The organism is Candidatus Poribacteria bacterium, assembly GCA_026706025.1.
In the GTDB taxonomy this organism is placed as follows: Bacteria; Poribacteria; WGA-4E; order WGA-4E; family WGA-3G; genus WGA-3G.
Genome location: JAPOZO010000095.1, coordinates 23,159 through 45,141 on the forward strand (window position 1 = coordinate 23,159; position 21,983 = coordinate 45,141).

The 21,983-nt window shown below is 48.7% G+C and carries 21 protein-coding genes; 4 read left to right on the forward strand and 17 right to left on the reverse strand.

The genetic code is table 11. The annotated features are described in order from the left end of the window. From guaA to OXH00_24455, 9 genes are all read right to left on the reverse strand, one after another. Entirely contained in the window at window positions 1-1,572 is a 1,572-nt protein-coding gene (gene guaA, locus OXH00_24415) for a glutamine-hydrolyzing GMP synthase (GenBank protein ID MCY3744168.1), read from the reverse strand. Between the two features lie 26 nt (window positions 1,573-1,598). Next, a complete protein-coding gene (locus OXH00_24420) occupies window positions 1,599-1,907 on the reverse strand; it encodes a hypothetical protein (GenBank protein MCY3744169.1) in 309 nt (102 codons plus the stop codon). A gap of 6 nt (window positions 1,908-1,913) precedes the next feature. Further along, entirely contained in the window at window positions 1,914-3,560 is a 1,647-nt protein-coding gene (locus OXH00_24425; protein MCY3744170.1) for an OmpA family protein, read from the reverse strand. A gap of 113 nt (window positions 3,561-3,673) precedes the next feature. Next, on the reverse strand, window positions 3,674-4,087 hold the full coding sequence (locus OXH00_24430) for a DUF4398 domain-containing protein (GenBank protein MCY3744171.1): 414 nt from the start codon (window positions 4,085-4,087) through the stop codon (window positions 3,674-3,676). Between the two features lie 156 nt (window positions 4,088-4,243). Continuing rightward, window positions 4,244-4,510, reverse strand: a complete 267-nt coding sequence (gene rpmA, locus OXH00_24435) for a 50S ribosomal protein L27 (protein ID MCY3744172.1) — start codon at window positions 4,508-4,510, stop codon at window positions 4,244-4,246. Further along, window positions 4,500-4,838, reverse strand: coding sequence for a 50S ribosomal protein L21 (rplU, locus tag OXH00_24440; protein MCY3744173.1), 339 nt, complete (start codon window positions 4,836-4,838; stop codon window positions 4,500-4,502). Before rplU ends, rpmA begins: the two co-directional genes overlap by 11 nt. 232 nt (window positions 4,839-5,070) lie before the next feature. Next, on the reverse strand, window positions 5,071-6,651 hold the full coding sequence (locus tag OXH00_24445) for an Rne/Rng family ribonuclease (GenBank protein MCY3744174.1): 1,581 nt from the start codon (window positions 6,649-6,651) through the stop codon (window positions 5,071-5,073). A gap of 241 nt (window positions 6,652-6,892) precedes the next feature. Next, entirely contained in the window at window positions 6,893-8,482 is a 1,590-nt protein-coding gene (locus OXH00_24450) for a PglZ domain-containing protein (protein MCY3744175.1), read from the reverse strand. A 69-nt stretch (window positions 8,483-8,551) separates the two neighbouring features. Further along, window positions 8,552-10,120 carry a HAMP domain-containing sensor histidine kinase gene (locus OXH00_24455; protein ID MCY3744176.1) on the reverse strand — a complete coding sequence of 523 codons (1,569 nt, stop codon included), beginning with the start codon at window positions 10,118-10,120 and terminating at the stop codon, window positions 8,552-8,554. Between the two features lie 334 nt (window positions 10,121-10,454). On the opposite strand from OXH00_24455, the gene OXH00_24460 reads away from it, so the two are divergent. From OXH00_24460 to OXH00_24475, 4 genes are read left to right on the forward strand one after another with little or no spacing between them, the layout of a single operon-like run. Next, a complete protein-coding gene (locus OXH00_24460) occupies window positions 10,455-11,183 on the forward strand; it encodes an HAD family hydrolase (protein MCY3744177.1) in 729 nt (242 codons plus the stop codon). Window positions 11,184-11,203: 20 nt separating this feature from the next. Then, window positions 11,204-12,112 carry a TIGR01777 family oxidoreductase gene (locus OXH00_24465; GenBank protein ID MCY3744178.1) on the forward strand — a complete coding sequence of 303 codons (909 nt, stop codon included), beginning with the start codon at window positions 11,204-11,206 and terminating at the stop codon, window positions 12,110-12,112. An 11-nt stretch (window positions 12,113-12,123) separates the two neighbouring features. After that, on the forward strand, window positions 12,124-13,458 hold the full coding sequence (locus OXH00_24470) for a PLP-dependent aminotransferase family protein (protein ID MCY3744179.1): 1,335 nt from the start codon (window positions 12,124-12,126) through the stop codon (window positions 13,456-13,458). Between the two features lie 52 nt (window positions 13,459-13,510). Continuing rightward, entirely contained in the window at window positions 13,511-14,272 is a 762-nt protein-coding gene (locus OXH00_24475; protein ID MCY3744180.1) for an SDR family NAD(P)-dependent oxidoreductase, read from the forward strand. Between the two features lie 304 nt (window positions 14,273-14,576). Here OXH00_24475 and moeB read toward each other — a convergent pair whose 3' ends face one another. The 8 genes from moeB to OXH00_24515 form a co-directional block, all read right to left on the reverse strand. Then, the gene (moeB, locus tag OXH00_24480) at window positions 14,577-15,383 is read right to left on the reverse strand and encodes a molybdopterin-synthase adenylyltransferase MoeB (GenBank protein MCY3744181.1); all 807 of its coding nucleotides are present in this window, start codon (window positions 15,381-15,383) and stop codon (window positions 14,577-14,579) included. 1 nt (window position 15,384) lies between these two features. Next, entirely contained in the window at window positions 15,385-15,963 is a 579-nt protein-coding gene (locus OXH00_24485; protein MCY3744182.1) for a hypothetical protein, read from the reverse strand. Between the two features lie 81 nt (window positions 15,964-16,044). After that, window positions 16,045-16,290 carry a hypothetical protein gene (locus OXH00_24490; GenBank protein MCY3744183.1) on the reverse strand — a complete coding sequence of 82 codons (246 nt, stop codon included), beginning with the start codon at window positions 16,288-16,290 and terminating at the stop codon, window positions 16,045-16,047. A 90-nt stretch (window positions 16,291-16,380) separates the two neighbouring features. Then, complete coding sequence (locus tag OXH00_24495) at window positions 16,381-16,758, reverse strand: hypothetical protein (protein MCY3744184.1); 378 nt, start codon at window positions 16,756-16,758, stop codon at window positions 16,381-16,383. Then, window positions 16,758-17,093, reverse strand: a complete 336-nt coding sequence (locus tag OXH00_24500) for a type II toxin-antitoxin system RelE/ParE family toxin (protein ID MCY3744185.1) — start codon at window positions 17,091-17,093, stop codon at window positions 16,758-16,760. Before OXH00_24500 ends, OXH00_24495 begins: the two co-directional genes overlap by 1 nt. Before the next feature lie 132 nt (window positions 17,094-17,225). After that, window positions 17,226-19,670, reverse strand: a complete 2,445-nt coding sequence (locus OXH00_24505; protein ID MCY3744186.1) for a sulfurtransferase TusA family protein — start codon at window positions 19,668-19,670, stop codon at window positions 17,226-17,228. Window positions 19,671-19,900: 230 nt separating this feature from the next. Beyond that, window positions 19,901-20,698, reverse strand: coding sequence for a LamG domain-containing protein (locus tag OXH00_24510; GenBank protein ID MCY3744187.1), 798 nt, complete (start codon window positions 20,696-20,698; stop codon window positions 19,901-19,903). Window positions 20,699-20,798: 100 nt separating this feature from the next. Beyond that, complete coding sequence (locus OXH00_24515) at window positions 20,799-21,899, reverse strand: Gfo/Idh/MocA family oxidoreductase (GenBank protein MCY3744188.1); 1,101 nt, start codon at window positions 21,897-21,899, stop codon at window positions 20,799-20,801. Window positions 21,900-21,983: the final 84 nt, after the last annotated feature.

Genomic DNA, 21,983 nt, shown 5'->3' on the forward strand with positions numbered 1-21,983 from the left:
CTACTCCCACTCAATCGTGCTTGGCGGTTTTGAACTAATATCGTAAACGACACGGTTGATGCCTTGCACCTCATTGATGATCCGATTCGAGATTCTCGCGAGTACATCCGGCGGGATACGCGCCCAATCCGCTGTCATCGCATCGCTGCTGGTGACTGCCCGGAGTGCCACAGCGTTTTCGTAAGTGCGTGCATCTCCCATCACCCCGACACTCTTGACAGGTAAAAGCACCACCAATGCTTGCCAAATCTGGTCGTACAAGCCTGCCGCTTTAATCTCAGCAATAAAAATCGCATCCGCTGCCCGGAGTATCTCCAAACGCTCATAGGTTACCTCACCTAAAATGCGGACAGCAAGCCCAGGTCCAGGAAACGGGTGTCGTCCAAGGACATGTGATGGAACATTTAGTTCTGCCCCAACGGCTCGCACTTCATCCTTAAACAGTTCCCTGAACGGCTCAAGCAATTCAAACGGCATATCGGATGGCAGCCCGCCAACGTTATGGTGCGTCTTAATCGTAGCAGATGGTCCCTTGACAGAGACGCTTTCTATGACATCAGGATAGAGCGTGCCTTGTGCGAGAAAACGGAAATTATGTCCCATCTCTGCCACCGAGTGTTTGAAAGTTTCAATGAACTGTGCCCCGATGACCTTTCGCTTCTGCTCCGGGTCCGTAACCCCTGCCAACCCATCAAGAAACGGCTTTACTGCATCAACAGCGACAAGAGGAATCCCGATCTGTTTGCAAGTTTTGATGACCTCAGCGGCTTCGTCTTTTCGGAGGAGTCCATTATCCACAAAAACGGATACGAGCGCGGCGCCTATCGCCTGATGGAGCAGCGTCGCCAGCACCATTGAATCAATACCGCCGCTGACTGCACAGAGGACGCGCGCATCACCGACCTGTTCCTGTATTTGTGCTGTCGCGCGTGCGATGAAAGCACGCATCGTCCACGTATTGCGGCACCCGCATATCTCCCGCGTGAAGTTCGCCAAAATCCGGTCAGCATCTTGGGTATGCTCCACCTCCGGGTGGAATTGTAAACCGTAAAACGCGCGTTCGGTATCTACCATAGCAGCGATAGGGGCATTCTCTGTCTGTGCAATTGTTTCAAAACCGATGGGAGGTGCCTCAATCCGATCGCCGTGGCTCATCCAAGCAGAAAAGCAGGAAGAGAGTCCCTCAAAAAGCGGATCCGTTTTGCTAAGCACTTGAAGCGGAGCGTGCCCGTATTCGCGTTCAGTGGCTGGATGTACCTTCCCACCCGCTAAGAGCACTGCCATGAGCTGCATGCCGTAGCAGATACCTAATACAGGTATGCCGAGATTAAAGAGTTTCGCATCAATTTTCGGGGCATCCGTCTCATAGACACTTGCAGGTCCGCCACTGAGAATGATCCCCTTGGGCGCGATAGCCTCTATTTCGGGCAGCGTCAGTGTATACGGGTGAATTTCGCAATAGATATTTTGCTCGCGGACGCGCCGTGCAATCAGCTGCGTGTATTGCGAACCGAAATCCAAAATGAGGATAGTCTCTTGTTGTGTTGATGCAGTGTTGTCGGTATAGTCCATATTATGTTTGTAGATCGGTTGTCTGTCTATAGGTCGCCACTATCTTTTAGAGGGTTGGGCACTGTCTCGCAATCAATTATATCGCCGGTCTGCGGCTCGAAAATGACACCATACGCTCCGGGAGGTGCGAAATCAATATCATTTAACATAGCCAAGCCAGTATTCGCGTCCTCTAAGTAGTAGTGCCCGCGATGCGTGTGTCTCGGTGTGTTGATACATCGCACGTGGTAGCAGTGGTTGTGGAACTGAATTGTATTTCCGTAAATGATAATATATCTGTCTCCAAACAGATTCATCGCGATCTGATGGACGACATAAGGATCTACATGTTGCACAATTTTTCAGTTAGTCTTGATGATAACATCAATCCTGCGGTTCTTTTCTTCTTTGTTCGGTCCCTCCTCAACAATAGGTCGGGTCTCTCCTAAGCCTACTGCGGTAATCCGTCCTGCGTCTACCCGCCCGTCCGTAGTGAGGAATCTCTTAATTGAATCCGCGCGCCCCATACTTACACTTTGATTGACCCTTGCATTTCCTAAAGAACTGGTGTGCGCCTCAATGCGTACCGGATATTTACTGAATCCAGCCGTTCGTAGGACTTTTGCAAGCTGCGCGAACGTATCAATAAATTCTGGTCGGATCTGTGTGCTCCCGTAGGCAAACGCATTACCGCTAACACGGATTAGGATACTATCGCTTTGTTGTGTGACGGCAGCCTTAGGAATCCGCTTCGCGGCGAGCAGCAAATCTGACTTCGCCGATGTTACCCGCTCTGTGCCTGCAATGGCGCGTCGTAGGTAATCTTCTCCCTCCGTAGCTGCTTTAATCGCGTCGTCATATTCCTTAGCAGCGAATGCGGATTGCGATTTTTCGTACGCCGAATTTGCGAGTTCATAAAGTTTTGCTTCCAGCTGCGGCACCTGTGTCTCAGTCTGCGCGGCGATCTTTTCGCCTAAACCCTCAATAGCCCGTCGGGCACGTGCTATCAGCGTATTTAATTCCTGCTGGGCGCGTTGCCTATATTCCCTGACCTCCGCAGTTGCGACAGCCTCGTCGGCGGATTGTCGCGCCTGTTGTGCGGACTGCTGCGCCTGCTCATAGCGATTCGCGTCCAATGCCTGTTTCGCGCTTTGCAGTTGTGCACTCGCCTCTTGCAGCTGCTTCGGCGCATGTTGAGTGGCATTGAGGATTTGCGCACGTTGGATGATAACTTCCACCTGCGCGATTGCGATTTGCGCGTTCGCCTTTGCCGTCCCCTCTGCTTCTCGTTTTTGCACCGCCAATTGGTAAAGATCATTCACGAGTCTCTGGGCATCAGTCGTGGCATCTTCGGCATCAAGAAACGCCTTTTGTTCAATAAGATTCGTTATAGAAGCGACCGCCGTTTGAACGCGTTCGTAGTCAGCGGTCTCCTTAATGGCAGGATAAATATCTACCGTAATATTCACAAGCAACTCTAAACCGGCAATCGGGACACGGAGTTCGGCTTGACGTAGTTTTGTTCTTAAATCCGCAATTTCGGCTGAGAGTTGTTCTACCTGTTGTTGGCTCTCATCACCTGATCTCAAAGCCCGAGCAAACTGCTCTTCGGTGATCGCTTGACGGATACGTTCGATTTCGAGTTCATACTCCTGTATCTTTAGGGCCTGTTGATATATCTGTTCTCGGATAGAGATGACCTTCTGCTTCGCGTGGTGTTGTCGTGCTTTTGCGATAGTGATCAGTGCCACCAATTCCGCCTGATACGCGAACTCATAACTCTGCGGAATATCCGACTTCTCTTGCGAGTTCCGAGCGAAACTCATGAGTTTCACTGCGCGGCCGTATTCCTCTGGCACCAAAGATTCGGCTCCCAATTCAGCTGCATTATTAATGGCTTGTTGCCCGTCTTGGAACTGCGTCGCCAGCATAACTTCATCAATCTCTGGTTTCGTACATCCAAAAACGACGAGGCAAGTGCATAAGAGTAGCCATCCGTAAAATTTCATGACTTCATCCTCAACCGTGATAGTGAAGCTTTAACCCAAGTTTTACCTACAAACACTCGCATGTGAGATCACCGTGCCGCACCTACCAAATACTGACAACTGATAACTCACTTTTATTCGTCACGCAATGCATCAAGTTCTGCTTTTATCAACGCAAGCCTCTGGAGGGCCTCAGCAACACTCTGTTCGCCGAGCGTGAGTTGCGCTTCTACCTCTTCAAGGAGTGCTTCCTCGCGCACAGCAATAGCGGTTTCAGTTGCGATGCGGGCATGGAGATAGGCACGCAGTGCCAGCCGATATGCCTGTTCCGCATCACCAGCGTTCATCGCATTTTCAGCAGTAGTAAACAGCTCTTGAGCGGTGCTGAGCGGTGCCCCTGCGGTTTCCTGCGCGCCCATCGCCTCCGCGGAGGAGAGCGCGATTTGCGCGTTTTGCATTGTTTCTACGGCGAGTTGCTGCAATTGCCCACCGCACCCGAGCAATCCAAGCATTGTTGTTAAGGTGATGAGGTAGATTATCCATCTCATATCGGTCTTTTCCTATCCGTTTTGCAGCAAGAGACTGCTTTAGAATTATGTGAACATTCGGGAATCTTGGAGTAAAAAAGCCTCGCTCGGGTGGCGCGCGATGCAGCACCCTAAGGCGAGGCTTCTCGTCGTTCGTTCCTGGTGCGGAGGTCTTCGCTAAAATTCAGGACGCTCTGTATAGACACTCACCTTCCGGCGATACTTGTCTTTCCGCTCAAACCATACATATCCATTAATTTTCGAGTAGAGCGTATAATCATTTCCAAGACCGACGTTGTTGCCGGGGTGTATATGAGTCCCACGTTGCCGGGCGAGAATGCTTCCTGCGGTGACATAGCTTCCAGAAAATCTCTTGACACCGAGTCGTTTTCCGATACTGTCGCGTCCGTTTCGCGTGCTTCCGCCGCCTTTCTTATGAGCCATCAGATTCTTCCTCCACCGCGCCGATTGCGGTAATTTTCACGCGTGTAAACGATTGACGGTGACCTAATTTGCGTTTGTACCCCTTACGTCGTTTCGATTTGAACACAATCGTCTTTTTCGTGCGTGCTTGTTGAACTACCTCGCCTGTAACGGCGGTATTTTCAAGGTAGGGCGAGCCAGCTTGCAACTGACCGTCATCATCAACGACAGCCAAGACAGATGGGAATATAACACTTTCGCCAACATCCGCGTCAAGTTTTTCAATATCAATCAAGTTTCCCACTTCTACGCGATGCTGTTTCCCACCGCTCGCAAAAACTGCATACATTTTTCAACATCACTCCTTTCTGCTTAAATTATACCCCCAAAACGCACCAATGTCAATTAGTTTTCAGTTTTCAGTTGTCAGTTCGGTTTTTATAGTTTTCAGTTTTCAGTAGTTGTCAGTTATCGGTTATCGGTTGTCAGTAAAAGAGGGGTACGGTTTAATCAGATACCTCTTTAACTGACAACTGACAACTGACAACTGATAACGATTTCCTCTGACAACGAATAACCCCTTAATCCAAAAACAGTTCTTCACCCCTGCCGACGAAGATCCGATAATCTTCGAGGTGCAGATCGGCATCCGCTTCCAGCGTTAAATCTAATTTCAACGACTTCTTGAGATCCCGCAATTTATTCGCCATCTGCGCCTTGATATGCGAGACAACATAGTCGTTGGCGATAACGCGTAGTTCCGAGTGTCCCGACTGGTTATGCGCCATCTTAACCGCACGGAGCAGCTGAATGACGACGGTTTCGATGGATAGGACAGTGCCATGTCCATCGCAGTAGGGACATTCTTCCATAAGTAGCGTAGAGAGACTCGGCCGGGTGCGTTGGCGCGTCATCTCAACGAGTCCTAAGTCTGAGAAATGGAGGATGTTGGTACGGGCGCGGTCCTTCCGAAGTGCTTCCTGTAACATCTTGAAGACGCGCTTGCGATGCGCTGCCTCTTCCATATCAATGAAATCAACGACGATAATGCCGCCGAGATCACGTAATTGAATCTGGCGGACGACCTCCTCAACCGCCTCAAGGTTGGCACTGAGAATCGTGTTGTCAGGATCAGATTTCCCGACGAACCGTCCAGTGTTGACATCAATGGAGACCATGGCTTCAGTCTGTTGGATGATAATATGCCCACCACACTTGAGCCAAATTTTCTCACTGAGTGCTTCTTTGAGTGCCCGCTCAACACCATAGGCATCAAAAAGGGTCGCATCGTCCTTATAAAGCGAGACCCTCGGTTTCAAATCAGGCATCACAGAAGAGACATAGTCCATCGTTTCTTGATAGCCCGCCTTTGAGTCAATGAGGAGTTGCTTGACATCTTTGGTCAGCATATCCCGGACAATCCTGTTCGTAAAACTCAGGTCTTTACTAACGAGACTGGGAGCCGATTTCTGCTTGGCACGCTCACTGACCTGCTTCCACTGGTTGATGAGGTATCGGATTTCAGATGCAAATTCGGTCTCGTTTAACCCCTCCGCGGCAGTCCGTATGATAAAGCCGCCCTCAACATCCGCCTTAACCGTCTTTGCCATATTGCGCAACCTATCTCGTTCAGTGGCAGACTCAATCCGGCGTGACACGCCAATATTAGAGGAATTTGGCATATAGACGGCATAGCGTCCGGGAAGTGTAATGTTACTGGTAACACGTGCACCCTTTGTCCCGATAGGTTCTTTTCCGACTTGCACGAGAAGTTCTTGCCGCTTTGAGATGAGGTCGCTAATGAGAAATGGGAACCCGCGCCCCCCACGGGATTGTTTAGTAGGCTTTGCTTTCAAATCCAATGTATCAACATCTTTGTCGAGTTTCCGGTTTCCATTCACATTTTCATCTTCAGCTTCATCTTCGTTAGCACTCTCGTATTTGAGATCAGAAATATGTAGAAAGGCGTGCCGGTCCAGCCCAATATCAACGAAGGCTACCTGCATTCCGGGTAAAACGTTCTCGACTCTTCCTTTGTAAAGATTTCCCAATGTCTGCGCCGCTGCTTTCCGTTCAATATAAATTTCATTTAGCACCCCCTCCTCAAGTACCGCACAGCGTGTTTCATACTCATCATCAGAAATAAGTATCTCCTTTTCCATTATTACCTCCTATCGTGCCTTTTTTAAGAGGCACCTCGGTTCATATTGTCATGTCAAAAATCGGCAGCGTTGCCAAAAGTCGTGAGGGCTACAAAACAGCGTCAAGTATACGGTTACCCCCGGCTGGAGTGGCACCAAATTCCCGTGTAGTGAGACGATCCTTCCGTGTCTCAGTGCTCCGTTATTTCAAGTGAATTTGGCATAGATTATAGCGATTTAATCTCGGCTTCCGAGCCGCGCTTTACAGCCTCGGTGTCAGGGTTACGACGGGTGTTATGAGTTCACCCATTGAAATGCCACCGTGCTGGAACCCTCCTTGAAACTGCCGTTTATACTTATAAAAATCGTTTGGATAGACGAAATAGTAATCGTCTTTCGCGAGAATGTAATCCTTACTTGCGGTTTCCGCGGGAAGCCGATATTCCCCTGGATTATGGAGATGTACGGCTTCGTTCTTTTCGCAGCCGAGGTTCGTGCCGATTTTAAACCGGAGACTGGTGGTGGTCTCGCGGTTACCACGTGCACGGGTGGCGCGGTTGCAGAAGACCGACCCGTGGTCGCTGGTAAGAACTACAGTTGCGTTCTGCGCTGCAACCATACGCAAAATATCAAAAAGTACGGAATGTGAAAACCAAGAACGCGCGAGCGCCCGGAAAGCGGATACATCAGGGGCGAGTTGTTGTAGAACATCTGACTGTGAACGTTGATGGGTCAGAATATCAATGAAGTTAACAACCAGCGTCGAAAGTTCAACACGTGTATTCGCAGCGACCCGCTTTTTGTAGGTGTTTCCACCTCGGGTGTCAAAAATCTTGAAATACTGAGGGGCTGATTTTAACTTGACACCTCTGCGCTTAAGATGTTCTCCAAGGAGCTGCCGTTCGTAGCGATTCGTACTTGTGTCGCCATCAGATTCCTCTTGCCAGTACTGCGGATAGCGTTCCGCGATCTCCGCGGGGAATAAACCACTGAACAGCGCGTTCCGTGAATACATCGTTGCACTCGGTAGGATTGAAAAACTATACTCACGTTCAATAGAAAAATAGGGGTACAGGAGCGATTCCACTGCCAGCCAATGGTCCAAGCGAAAGCAGTCAACCACAATAAAATAGACGGATTTTCCGGCTTGAAGTTGGGGAATAACGTACCGATCCAAGATATTAACAGATAGGGGTGGGGCATCCGAACCGCCAGCGACCCAGTTGGCGTAATTCGCTTCCACAAAATCGGAGAACTCGGTGTTGCACTCCTTTTTTTGCCCAAGATGTGTCTCCTCTAACCCACCGTCGGCGAGTTTTTCAGACACTAAATCCCACTGTAAGAGTTTGAGGTAGATATCCACCCATTCCTGCCAGCTGGGCGCGGAATCTTTCAGAGTGCGGATCGCATTAAAATCCGCGGTGTACCGGCTCGGGATCTGATCTACGACGATCTGCGTCTGATCAAGGACACGTTTGAGGGTAGAGACGATCTGGGCAACACCGATGGGTTTTACCAGAAAATCTGTGACCTGTTTACCGAGCGCTATCTCAACAAATTGTTCATCACTCGATTGCGTGACGAGAATGACCGGGATTTGTGCGTTAATCGTACGGATCGCATCAAGCGTCGCCATCCCATCTTTACCCGGCATCACCTGATCAAGGAGAATGGCATTGTACTGCGTATCGCTATTCGTTAAAAGCGCGATGCCGTCTTCGCCATTTGTGACAGGCGTGACGGTGTAACCCCGTTCGCGCAGCACGCGAATGTGCGGTTGTAAGGCTTCTATTTCATCGTCAATCCATAAGATATGATGTGCTTGTGCCATACTCAAGTTGTAAAAATGCACAGCCGCGCTCCAGAAAAGCAGGACAGAACCGTCTCCGCTGTTCTCTTTACACCACGCGTTAATTGATGTTCACGCGACCGGCAATCGAATTTCAAAAGTCGTACCTTCAGGACTCGTTTTAACCATGCGGATACTGCCGTGATGATACTCACGGATGATACGTTGTACCACAGTTAATCCAAGTCCCCATCCGTGTGTCTTCGTAGACATCCCCGGTTCAAAGATTTTTCGCTGATTCTCACGGTCTATACCGCTTCCGTTGTCGGCGTACCGTATAACAACATCGTTGTGTCGCTTGTCATGCGTCGGTTCAATCTGAACCCATCCATCCGCTTTATCCATAGCGTCCAGCGAATTCCGTATCAGGTTTTCAAACACCCAGTGCAACAGTTGGGTATTTGCGAGGACAGATGGTACTTCGTGTAGCATCAGTTGAATTTCAACGCGTCGGCTAATGTGTGGCAACCGTTTCTCAAAGTACGCTTGGACTTCTTCAAATATCTCAGCCATGTTCACTTCGGTCAGTGGCGGTTGCGTACCAATCATACCGAAGCGGGCAGTTGTTTTCCCTAAACGCTCCAGATCGTTTCGCATGCTTTCGGAGAGCTCAGCGAGTGTTGCATCGCCTGTTTCTCTGCTCCGTTCATGCAAGAGTTCTGCCCATGCCAACAATGATGAAATCGGCGTTCCGAGTTGATGTGCTGTCTCTTTAGCTAAGCCACCCCAAATTGCCGAGTGTTCATAAGACTTAATCCGTTGGTAAACGAGGAAACAGACAACCCCGAATACTAATAAGACGAAAGGTACTATGAAAGGCACCACCAACCCATAGTACGGTTTGCTCTCATAATAAAAATAACCGTTGTGACTCTTCGGAGTTGTTACAATCATCGAGGATGCGGGTGCGTTCTGAACGAAGATTTTCGCCCGTTCTCGTTCCTGCACAGTCGCGTTATCCGCGATGACGACATCATCCCATATCTGCCATTTTTGTGGGACACCAGCAGTATCAGTTATCACAAACGGCAAGTGCGCCATTTCGCTCGGGTCAGCATCACCGTAGTAAACGTATCCCTTTAGCTGCCTATCTTCAAGGAGCATGGGTATTTCGCGGGGCGGATTCTTTTCCTGCATGCGCGCTAATGTTACCGCCAGCAAAGTCTTCTCATCTTCTGTCAACGAAATTTTCTCATCTGCGTTTACTTTTGTCGTATCCAAATTGTCGATTTTTGCGTCCAATTCTGGGTCAACGCCTCGCGCAACCATGACGTTACCTTCAGCATCCGTGATAATAAATGAAAACGCGCGCGCTCTGTCTATGGCAGATGATTCCTGTTTTACGATCTCATTTAGTTTCTGTTGTAATTCCCGGTCCTCAACACTCGGAATGACCTCCGCGAGATTGGCGAAGATGTCTATCTGTGCCACTATGTCCGCGTTCAGCTGCGAGATCTGTCGCGTGTAATAAGCAAATCCAAATATGAGCGTCCCGAGTCCAACGATAAAGTAGACAAATATTAAACGGGTGGTCGTATACCTTGGAATAATTCGACGATTCAACCGCAATTTCGTATCCCTCCGTACAACTCGGACGCAAACCTCAACATTAATAATATCATCTTTAAAAGGAAATTGCAAGCCTATTTTACTCCTGAGCGATTTATAGTAGATCTGAGAATTAATGAGACATTGTAAACCGGTGTGGTTCGGAAACCGCACCTACGGGACTGTAGGAGCGAGCTGCGCTCGCGATCTCGCGTCGAAAGGTTAACATCTGCCAACCCAAACCAACATCGGAACCGAAAATTAAATCGCCTTAAAAGGACATATCATTTGACTTTTTCCGACAAATAGGGTAAAATAAAATTAGGAGTTATAAGGCGTATTTTTTTATGTTTACCGTTGCGTTAGCGTTCGGAATAAATTCGCAATTATAATTGGAAGGCAACGCAACTTAAAACGAGAATCCTTGATGCTTAAAGCAATTACATTTGATTTTTGGCAAACCCTTTATGCAGATTCTGAAAAGAATTGGCGAAAACGTCAAGCAATACGTGTTGAACGGTGCCACGCTTATCTGAATAGCCGTGGTTATGCTTGTAGGTTAACTGATGTGGAATTCGGACTCGAAGAGGCATACAATTTAGTGATGACCTTATGGCATCAACATAAAGGGGTCTCAGTAAAGCGATGCATGCAGCGATTTGCGGAAGTGCTTGAGATTCGGCTTGAAGAAGTCGATCTTGATCAATTAATCGAGTGCCTTGGGGCTGCTTTCTTAGACGCACCGCCGCGTATGATAGCGCATGTCAAACCTGTCGTTTCCCGGTTGAGTGAAAACTATCCGCTCGGAATCATTTCAGACTCGGCCCTGACTCCGGGGCGTTTTGCCCGGAAGCTGATGGCGCGCGATGGTATTTTGCAATTCTTTACAGCTTTCACTTTCTCCGATGAAACAGATTATACGAAACCCCAAGTTGTCCAATTCCATTCAACACTGACAGAACTGGATGCCAAACCCGCGGAAGCAGTGCATATCGGTGATATTTTTCGAACGGATATCGTCGGGGCAAAAAACGCAGGAATGAAGGCAATCCGCTTTTCAGGGTTCAACAAAGGAGATGGAGATGACACACTCAGTGATGCTGTTGTTGATGACTATAGAGAATTGGAAACCACCATCACTGAGTTGTCAGCATAGAGAACATTACGGAGAAAGAAATGACAAACGTGTTGGTCACCGGCGGTACCGGATTTATCGGTAGTCGAGTCTGCACCGCGCTCCACGAACAAGGCGATACAGTGCATGTGTTATCCCGAAATCCTGAGCGCGCAGAAACAAAATTGAAATCAGCAAGAACCGTTTATGGTTGGGACCCTGAAACCGAGAAACTGCCTTCGGAAGCCCTATCGGATGCAGTATCGGTCGTTCATCTGGCAGGTGAAACGATCGCGGGCAGATGGAACGCCGATAAAAAACGACGAATACGGGATAGCCGAATCCTTTCGACGCGGAACCTGGTTGAATCGTTTGCGGCAGCAGACACAAAGCCCGATGTACTCGTCTGTGCCTCCGCAATTGGATACTACGGGGACAGCGGTGATGAACGTTTTACGGAGGTTTCGCCAGCTGGCACCGATTTTCTCGCGGAAGTCTGCCAAGAATGGGAGTCGGAAGCCCAGAAAGCAATCAATCTCGGGATTCGGGTCGTCTTAGTTCGCATCGGGCTTGTGCTTGGGTTAGGTGGCGGATTGCTGGCACAGGTACTTCCACCCTTCAAAATGGGAGTTGGGGGCATACTCGGTAGTGGCCGGCAGTGGATGTCTTGGATTCATGTCGATGATGTCGTAGGCATTGTGCTGCACGCTTTAGAAAATAGCGAAATCCGAGGCCCACTGAACGCAACAGCACCTACACCTGTCAGAAATACAGAGTTCACAAAAACGCTCGGTACTGTACTACGGCGTCCGACGCTGTTTCCCGTTCCGACATTTGGTTTGAAACTCATAATGGGCGAATTCGCGGACTTCGTCGTACTGAGCCAGAACGTGGTTCCAGAGAAAACGGAAGTGAGCGGCTACGAATTTCGTTACGCAACGCTTGAATCTGCTTTGCGGGATTTGCTATAGATGCACAGTTTATGATGATTCGCGATGTCCTCCTCTCTGAATACGGAAAAATTTCAAGTATACCGTCCCCGGTTAATCAATTGATGACCGATTTTGCTGTCGGTTTTCGAGACGGATGCGACATCAACCTCGGTGTCGGATATGTCAATGAACGGACAATTCCGCACCAACAGATTCAAATTGCCTGTGAAAAAGTTCTCGCTCACCCCGAAAAGTATCGTGCTGCTCTGAATTACGGCGGCGCGCAGGGTTCCCCTAACCTGATTGCGTCGCTCAGACGGTTTCATATTGAGAACCGCATTGGCGGCATCACTGAACAGACACTAAATAACCGAGATATTGTTATCGGTGCGAACGGCGCAACGAGTTTGTTGGAGAGCATCACCCACCTGCTCCCTGCTGGTATCATATTTACCGCAGACCCGATGTATTATATCTACTGCAACGACTTGGAGCGGAAAGGTTTCAAGGTTGTAGCGATCCCCGAAGATGACGAAGGTCTTGACACCGAACGTCTGAAGGCAAAACTCGCGGCACTTGGTAAGGAAAAAGAGGCTATCCGTTTTTTCTACGTTGTGACCGTAAATAACCCCACCTGCACAATCCTGTCCAATAACCGTAAACGCAAACTCGTCGATATTGCTACCCGACTATCCTACGAAGTTGGACGGAAAATCCCACTCTTTTTTGATAACGCGTATAGTGACCTTGTACACGACAGTACCGTCGAACCTTTGGTGTCCGCCTTACGCTATGACACACTCGGCATTGTCTACGAAGTCGGCACCTTGTCAAAGATTCTTGCCCCAGGGCTGCGCATTGGCTATCTCATCGGCTCTAAAGGTCCCTTTCTCAAGAGTATCATCCAGCGTACAAGCGACATCGGTTTCAGTGCACCGTTAATCAATCAGGAGATTGCAAGTTACCTGCTCGACAACGGTATTGAAACACAAATTGAGAGGGTTAATAACGGCTACCAACAGAAGGCGAAACAAGTGAAAACGTGGATGGCGAAACTGCTTGGTGATAATATTCAGGAATGCCGCGGTGGGAGTGCGGGATTCTACTTCTATTTGACACTGGCAAATATCGCAACAGGCGCAACCTCCGACTTTTTCAAGTTTCTGACGCGAACAACTGGACACGAAGCCGTCGATGGTCCTTCGGATGCCCAACACCCAAAAGTAATCTACATTCCGGGTGAACACTGTGTCCATCCAAACGGCGATATGGTTGAGGTCGGGAAGCGGCAGTTACGCATATCTTACGGGTTCGAGGAACTCCCACAGATTCACACAGCGTTGAAACTCATGAAATCGGCGATAGCCTATAGCCAAGAAAATTGATAGCCCTCAATAGGCGCGCTTATAAGACAATATCCCAGAAAGGAAATTGAAAATGCGATTGAAAGATAAAGTTGCGTTATTCGCTGGTGCCGGTTCAAATATGAGCCGCGCAACCGCGCTACTTTTCGCACAAGAGGGCGCGAAGGTAGTCCTCGCCGCACGCACGACAGAGACAATGAACGAAACAGCAGAACGCATCCGTGCCAACGGCGGCGATGTACGAACGCATCAGACCGATTTGACGGACGCAACACAGGTAGACGCACTGGTTGACGCTGCCGTAGCAGAATTTGGTGGCGTTGACTGCCTTATCCACGCAGCGGGTGGGTTCTTCTCAACCGAACACGATATTACGGCAATGGAACCAACGTACTGGGACGGGGCATTACAAAATAACTTGCAAACACTGTTCAACCCTATACGTCGGCTTGTCCCGATTTTAGAGGCACGCGGCGGTGGATGCCTAATTACGATCTCTGCGGGTGAACGGGTACGGCAAGATGCAAACAGTGCTTATGCTGTCGCGAAGGCCGGGATGGTAGCGGCAGCGAAAAACCTCGCGAAAGAGTTGTATGATAAAAATATTCGCGTCCACGCGTTATCTCCAGGTATTATATGGGATCCATTACCAGACGGAGCAATCGCGCCAGCATCAGCACAGCTGGAACGACTCGGGAACCCGATTGATGTCGCCTATGCAGCACTCTGGCTCTGCTCGGACGAGGCGGCGTGGGTCACGGGATTGGAGTTGACGATTGATGGTGGCGATTCGCTATTCATAGATTCGCCAATTCGACGGGAGGTTTTGGCGTAATAGAACTGGGGAAAGCTGGCTCCCGCTATCTTTTATCCCTGTTTTCTTCACTATTCCGCTCAAGATGTTTCTCAATCTTATATAGACTCTTTTCAATATCTCTGAGCAACCTGGCTATTATGATTAGAAGAGTCGTAATTACAATAAATGAGATAAAAGCGAGCATACCCAACAAACTCCGCCGTTAGGGGCATTTAGTTTCAAATTAAATCAACTATCGGATTGTCTAAATTTCTCAATCTTTTTTCAAATCCGGCACCGTTACAAACCGCGCCTACCGAGCTTGGGGGTTCAAAACCAGTATCTACCACTGCACCTGACAAAATTCTTCGTAATCAATCAGTTCGTGGATAGTCGGATTTTCGCCGCACACCGGGCAATTACTATCTTGTCGGAGTTTGAGTCGGTTGAAATTCATCGTTAGCGCGTCAAAAAGCAGAAGCGTTCCGATTAAGGAATCGCCGATGTCTAAAAGAATTTTGATCGCTTCAACAGCCTGGATTGTGCCGATGATACCGGGAAGGACACCAAAGACCCCTGCCTCTTGACAACTCGGTACCATTCCCGCTGGCGGCGGTTCCGGATAGAGGCATCGATAACACGGTCCTTTACCCGGATAGAAGACGGTAACTTGACCTTCAAACTGGAAGATGCTCCCGTGAACAATCGGTTTGCCGAGCATAACGCATGCATCGTTGATGAGGTAACGCGTCGGTAGGTTGTCACATCCGTCCACAACCAGGTCGTACTGCTCCAGAATCTGGAAGGCGTTTTCCGAGGTAATCCGTTCAGTGTAAGGGATCACTTTGACATCGGGGTTCATCTCTGCGATAGTGGCTTCCGCGGATTTCGTTTTTGGGATGCCGATGTCGCTCGTGCCGTGCAAGATTTGGCGCTGCAAATTACTGAGATCAACCACATCGTCATCAATGATACCGAGTGTGCCGACCCCTGCCGCAGCAAGGTAGACACCAACAGGCGAACCAAGCCCCCCTGCACCGATGAGCAGCACTTTTGATTCCAGCAGCTTCGTCTGCCCCATCCCGCCGACCTCGCTGAGGATAATATGTCGGCTGTAGCGTTCAATCTGTTCGTTGCTGAAGTTAAACATCTTATGCTCCCAAATTGGAAAGGAGTTCCGAAATCGGTTTATCTGAATTCGCTGAGATTCGCAGCGCGAACCGTTCGCGTGCGTCTTCGGAGGTGCGTTCCACCGTGAAATCGTCACCACCGTACATCTGTTGTAAGACAGGTATCAGGTCCGCTTCAATAGATGCAGCAACTTCCGATGTATTCGGTGCAATATGGCGGTTGTTTATCATGAACAGGAGATCACCACCGTTGAAATGTACTGCATTTTCCAACTCTGCCGATGCCTCAAGTTGCTCACATTTGGAAAGCACCTCTGCAAGTGCTTGGCGAATCTTACCAGCGTTATCCCCTTCAACTGCATGCTTCCGGTTGTAGAGGAAACCGTGTTCGTGGTAAGCGTTATCAATACTATAGTTGGCTTGTTTCAAAATCAACAACACACCCGGTCCCGCATCAACGTGTGAGTAGTCAGCGTAGTTCAGGTAGTCGTCTGAATCCGCCTCCTCCATCCAGCGATTGAAGACTTTGATGAAGTTGGTGTAGTTGATTTTGCTCTCTTCGGTTGTAAAAACCTTGACGTTAATCTGTTGTAGATCCATTCTGCTAAAAAAATTTCCTTTCGTCAGTGAGTGACAAGGCAGTTAGGGATGCCTATACTGAATAAAAACACTAAGACTTATCTATTCGGCTGCGAGTTCTTGTACATTCTGTCCATCAATGCTAACAACGGTAACTTGTGTCGCCTCTAACCAGAAAATCTCGCCTTTACTATTACAGACACAGACTAATGCGTACTCGCCTTCTTCCACATCAGCCATCAAATTTCCGAGAAAAACATTCGGTTTCGAGGATTGAAAGACCCCGAAACCCGCACCGAGCATACAGTAACGTTTGCCTGTCTCGTTATGTTTAACGATTGTTGCCATCTATTTCTCCGTAGGTATACTGCATTTCAGGGTTATTCGCCGAATTGACTGCTTCTTTATTATAGCGCAAGTTTGCGTGAAAGTCAATTTTTATTGTGGCGCGGTTGGTCGCTCTGCCACATGCGCCTTTTGTAAAGTATCGGCTTCAAGGTTAGCATTTTCGCACGCCAACGGCTTGATTGAAAGTTGATAGCCGAGTGCTTTGAGAACGGTGCCAAGCGCATCAATCAGCGGTGTCTCTTTGTTGGAAAGCATCTCTGAAAACGCCTGGGGTTCCATATCGGCACGTTTTGCAAGTTCGGAAACGCCACCTTGTGCCTCAACAACAGTTTCAAGTGCCCTTAGAACCACAGCAAGACTCCTGTAAATGTAGTAGTCGTCAAGAATTGCCTGAAGATAACCAATCGCTTCATCTCGATCAGCAAGTACTTCAATGAGATAGTCGCGCCATATTCCCATTTTTCGCATTAGCGAACCTCCTTGTATTGCAACCAATATTCTTTTGCACGTGCAATGTCGCGCGTCTGTGATGACTTGTCACCGCCACAGAGCAAAAGCACTATTGTCCCACCTACTTGTCCAAAATAGATGCGATAACCTGCCCCAAAGTGAAGACGCAATTCAAAAACCCCCTCACCAACAGATTTGTAATCACCAAAATTGCCATCTTCAAACTGAGCAAGCCGCGCACGAATTTGTCTTTGTGTCTTTTGATTCCTAATCGATCTCAACCATTGCATGAAAGGTTGTCGACCATTTGGCGTGCGGTAGATTTGTATTTCTCGTGGATGTACGTCACGCATTATCGACTAATTCATTTCCCCTGGGCAACTTTTGGTAGACTAAAAAAGCGATTGCCTGACCCGCCCGTTTCGGGCGCGGGCGGCAATCGCCTTTGTGTGAAACTTAGTTCCGATGAACCACAATCTTAGACTTTACTCACCTTTCCGGACGGTAAGGCGGTAGTGTTTTCCAACCTTCTTGGTGTCAACAATCTCATGCCCATCATTGCTAAGGCTCTTTGGCACGTTCTCGAAGGGTTCACCATCGTCAATGGTAACCTCCAGAAGCTGACCGATGTCCATTGTTTCCAAGCGGACTTTTGCTTGGACATAGTTGAACGGGCAGGCAACACCTTTAAGATCGAGGCTATCAACGATTTCCTCAACGGGTTTCGTCTCCTTGACAACTCTCGGCTTCCGTGCCGGGCGCGAGCGGCGCTTTTTACGACGGCTCTCTTCCTCTTCTTCCTGCTTGATGCGCATACGATTATAAACGTTATGCGATTCTTCTACAAAGAGAGTGGCTTCTTCAACCCGACGGTGTGCCAATTCGTGATCGAATGTAGAGATATCCTCTTCCATTGCCTTGAAGATATGCGCACCGTAACCCGGGAAGAAGTTACCGGGTTCAAAGAAGTGCGGGCGGAAGTCGTTGACGGTGGTCGCGTCATCAATATATTGCAACCCTACCGTTGTCAAAAGTCCGTCTGCGGCTCTGATCATCGCATTAAAAGCCAACTCCGCGGAATCCTGATATTCACCCTTCTCCAAGTTCAAGCCAGATTCATAGATAAGCCGATCTGCTTCTTCTAACTTCATAGAGACAAGTGCTACGACCTCTCCTGCGCACTCACCGACACCTGTTTTGAGCTGGTAATCTTTCGTATCGCCAGTGTCTACATAGAATTCCGGTGCTTCCTCGTAAGTCGGAATCTTATCGTACTTAGATAAAATGGTCTTGATTTCCGCTTTACCGAGCCGTGCGACGTAATCGGTGAAGGATTCTTCCGCATTTCGTTCCACCGTGTACTTACCGGTTAATTCCTCAATGAACGCCGGAATATATTTGCCGTGGATTTTTCCAGTGGCAAGTCCATAGGAACTGGCATTCTCGATCATGTGTCCACCGAGTAGTACCTGATAGAAAGGCGCAATATGCTCACCCATCCGGCGTGAGGAACCGAAGAAACCAATATTCGCGACGTGGTGCTGTCCGCAGGAATTGGGGCATCCGCTGATCTTAATCCGAAAGTCTTTGATTTCATTTTGCACACCGGTTTCAATGAAATAGTTTCGTAGGTGCGCTGCCAGACCACGTGAAGAAGAGACACCGAGTTTGCAGGAATCCGTGCCCGGGCAAGCCGTAATATCAACCATAGACTCCGCCCCTGGGTCACCGAGACCGATTTCTTTCAATTCGCGATAGAGTGCTGGCAGATCCGTCATCGTCACCCAGCGGAGCACAATGTTCTGCTCGACTGTGGCACGGATAGTGTCTTTAACGTATTTCCGCGAAATATCTGCCAAATCCCGCGTCTGATCTGCGGTAATATCGCCAAGCGGTAGCGTAATCGTCACAAAAGCGTAGCCGGGTTGACTCTGTAACCGCACATTAGATTGATACCAGGCTTCAAACCCTTCGGGTTTCGTGGTACCGTTGAGCTGTGTCGGTGCTTTGAGAGGACTCTCATCGTAGGCATCTAAATTATCCAAATATGCTGTCCATTCGGGATCATGCCGTAGCGTTTCACGATCTTCAAGCACCAACTTACGGAATTCTTCAATACCATATTTGGCGATGACAAACTTTAAGCGCGCCTTATTCCGATTTCTGCGTTCACCTAAACGGGTGAAAACTCTGCAAATTGATTGTGAGATTGGCAGGAGTTCCTCTGCGGAGACGAAATCATCAAAGACCTTCGCCTGATGTGGCACCGCACCGAGTCCGCCACCGACATAAAGTTTAAAACCGCGTTTGACTTCACCGTCTACCTCTTTAACCGCAGCAACTGCACCAATGTCGTGCATATTTGCTAAGCCGCAAGCGTGTTCTTCACACCCAGAAAATGCGATTTTGAACTTACGACCAAAGTCTTGGGCATCCGGGTGCCCCAAAAGGAAGGCAGACAACGCCTTAGAATAGGGTGTTACGTCAAATGTCTCATCTTGGCACACACCACTAAGAGGGCATGCTGTGACGTTTCGCACGACATTACCACACGCTTCTTTTGTTGTGATGTCAACGCTTGCAAGGCGACGCATCAACTCAGGCGTGTTGTTGATATCCACGTAGTGGTATTGTACATCTTGACGGGTGGTGATGTGGATGATGTTATCCGAAAATTCTTCGGCAACATCCGCGAGCATTTCGAGTTGTGTCGCTGTAAGCCCGCCGAACGGGATTTTGACACGGATCATCTGCGATCTATCATCGCGCTGCCCGTAAACCCCGTGCCGAAGTCTAAATTCGGTAAAGAGGGTCTCTTCCACTTGACCGGCTTGGACCCGACCAAGTTGAATCTCATAAATTTCAATTTCGCGGGCAACATCTGGTGGAATAGCCGATGTATCGAAGGGACCCGCGTATTCAATAGCCATTCTGGCCTCCTTATTAACCTCAAATTCGTAGTGTGCCTTGATTAATGTCCGATCGTTTTCTATTCAGGCGAAACTTGCAAGCCGATATTGCACAGGATCTCCGAGTAGAAACTCTTTAAATAGTATAGTATACCAGAAAAAGCAATAAAAAGCAAACCTAATTTTCGATGCAGGGTGGGCATCGCGTGTAGATGCCCACATTTTGGAAACAGTAAGGATTGGGAAGCAGATCAATCCGCTTTAATAGCAGCCCAAGTCGTAGTGAGTTTACCTGAAGGTTCAACATCAGTTGTTGTTCCTAATCCATCATTCATGATCGTTGCAATATCATCAACGCTCAACGCCGTATTGAAGACAGCAACGTCGTCAATGATTGCCCCGAGAAACTCACCCCACTGACCGTGCTGTCCAGTTTCTAAATAGATGCCTATTAAAAAGGGTTTGTCAGTTAACGGGTTCCTTCCTATGTTTGCACCATTGACACCAGAACCAATCTCTTCAGCATCCAGATATACGCCGAACCCTTCACCGTCCCAAGTAACAGCGACATGATGCCAGTCTGTATCTGGTTCCCAAGCGGCATCTACATAATGAAGCGTAGCCGCCGGGTCATGCGTGTGATGTCGGATGATATTCCCATCCCACCAAAATCCAGGTGCCCAATCATCTTTGGTTATAACACCCATACCACCGCCGGGGACCGCATTTAATTTAAACCAAAGCGCAATCGTGTGCCCGCCGCCAACGTTTAAAGAGGCGTCGTGCGCAATTTCGACGTAATCATCTGAACCGTCAAACTTCAAAGCACTGCCAAACATGCCATCAACCCATTCTGCACCACCGTGGATTGTGCCGTTATTGCCCTTCCCAGAGGCATCTTCGGCGACATCACCACCGCCCTCATTAAAGAGCCATACGCCAACGGCAGTTCCAAAGTCAATTTCAGCGGAACTGATACCTACAAACATCAGGCTTATAACCATGAAATTGATACATAATAGTTTTAATCTTGCAACCGTAGTTTTCATCTTTTATATCTCCCTCATCACTTTCAAAGTGATATTCAGTGAAGTATTAACTGGCTATAGTTTACGCTAAAAAAATCAAAATTGCCAAAACAGATTAAAGTTAAATGCCCGTCTCTGGCGCGTCTCCCCAATCTGGAATCGGGAGTAATTCGCCATCTCGTAGCGCGGATTCATGTGCGACCAATCCGGGCGCGCAGTATCGGACGGCCTCCCAAACGTTAACGCGCGGTAATCGCTGACGATTGACAGAATCCACAAATTCGTGTACGAGATAGGCGTGTGAACCGCCATGTCCGCCGAGATCCGCCGCAAGTGCTTCAGGAAGGGATTCGTGCGTTTGTGAAGGCTGCACGATTTCTCTCTCGCGTTTACCTGCCCAAACGCTACCCGCGAGACTCTGCTCGTAACTGCCCTCTGTCCCGTAGATACCGCTGACGCGTTCGGATCCAGGATGTCCAATCCGCCGGAACTCACAGATTTGCATCGTCGCGCCGTTGCTCATCGCGAATAGTCCGACTTCATTGGAGAACGGGTTCTTGTGAATGGTATCCGTCCGAAACCAATCGTCGTTTGGATAGACATACCCCTGCGCTGAAACCGATGTCGCGTGTGCCTTCATCACAGAGATCGGGAAACAGGTTGAGTGCGTCGGATAGTACATTGGAATCCCACCCATCTTGTCGCGTCCCCACTGCGCACCCCACCGATTTTTTGCCACATCGTAGAGTCCGTGATCCATATCGTGAAAGTACTCGGCGCGGCAGTGAACAAATTCCCCAAACGCGCCCTCCGCCGCTTTCTGACGACAGAAAACCGCCTCCGGACGGAAATAACTCGTCTCGCCGTTCATGTAAATCATGCCGGTCCTTTCAACGGTTCTGACAAGCTGTTCACATTCATCCAACGATACAGCAGCCGGAACAGCAGTATACACATGCTTCCCTGATTCCATCGCCTGAATCGCTTGCGGCGCATGTATCCAATGCTGTGTAATAATCACAAGTGCATCCAAATCCGATTTGCAGATCTCATCAAGACTCGAATACGTTTCGGAAATCTCAAACTGTTTTGCCCATTTCGACAATCTGTCTTCACGCAAATCACAGAGCGCAAGCCGATGCACATCTGGATGCGCTTTATAGGATTGGATAAACGACGGGCCGAACATCCCTAAGCCTACCATCCCGACACTGATACTCATCCGCTTTTCTCCTTCAACACTGATAATATAATGATGAAAAAATAGCATGTATTGAGAATACTGTCAAGCATATTTTCAAGATAT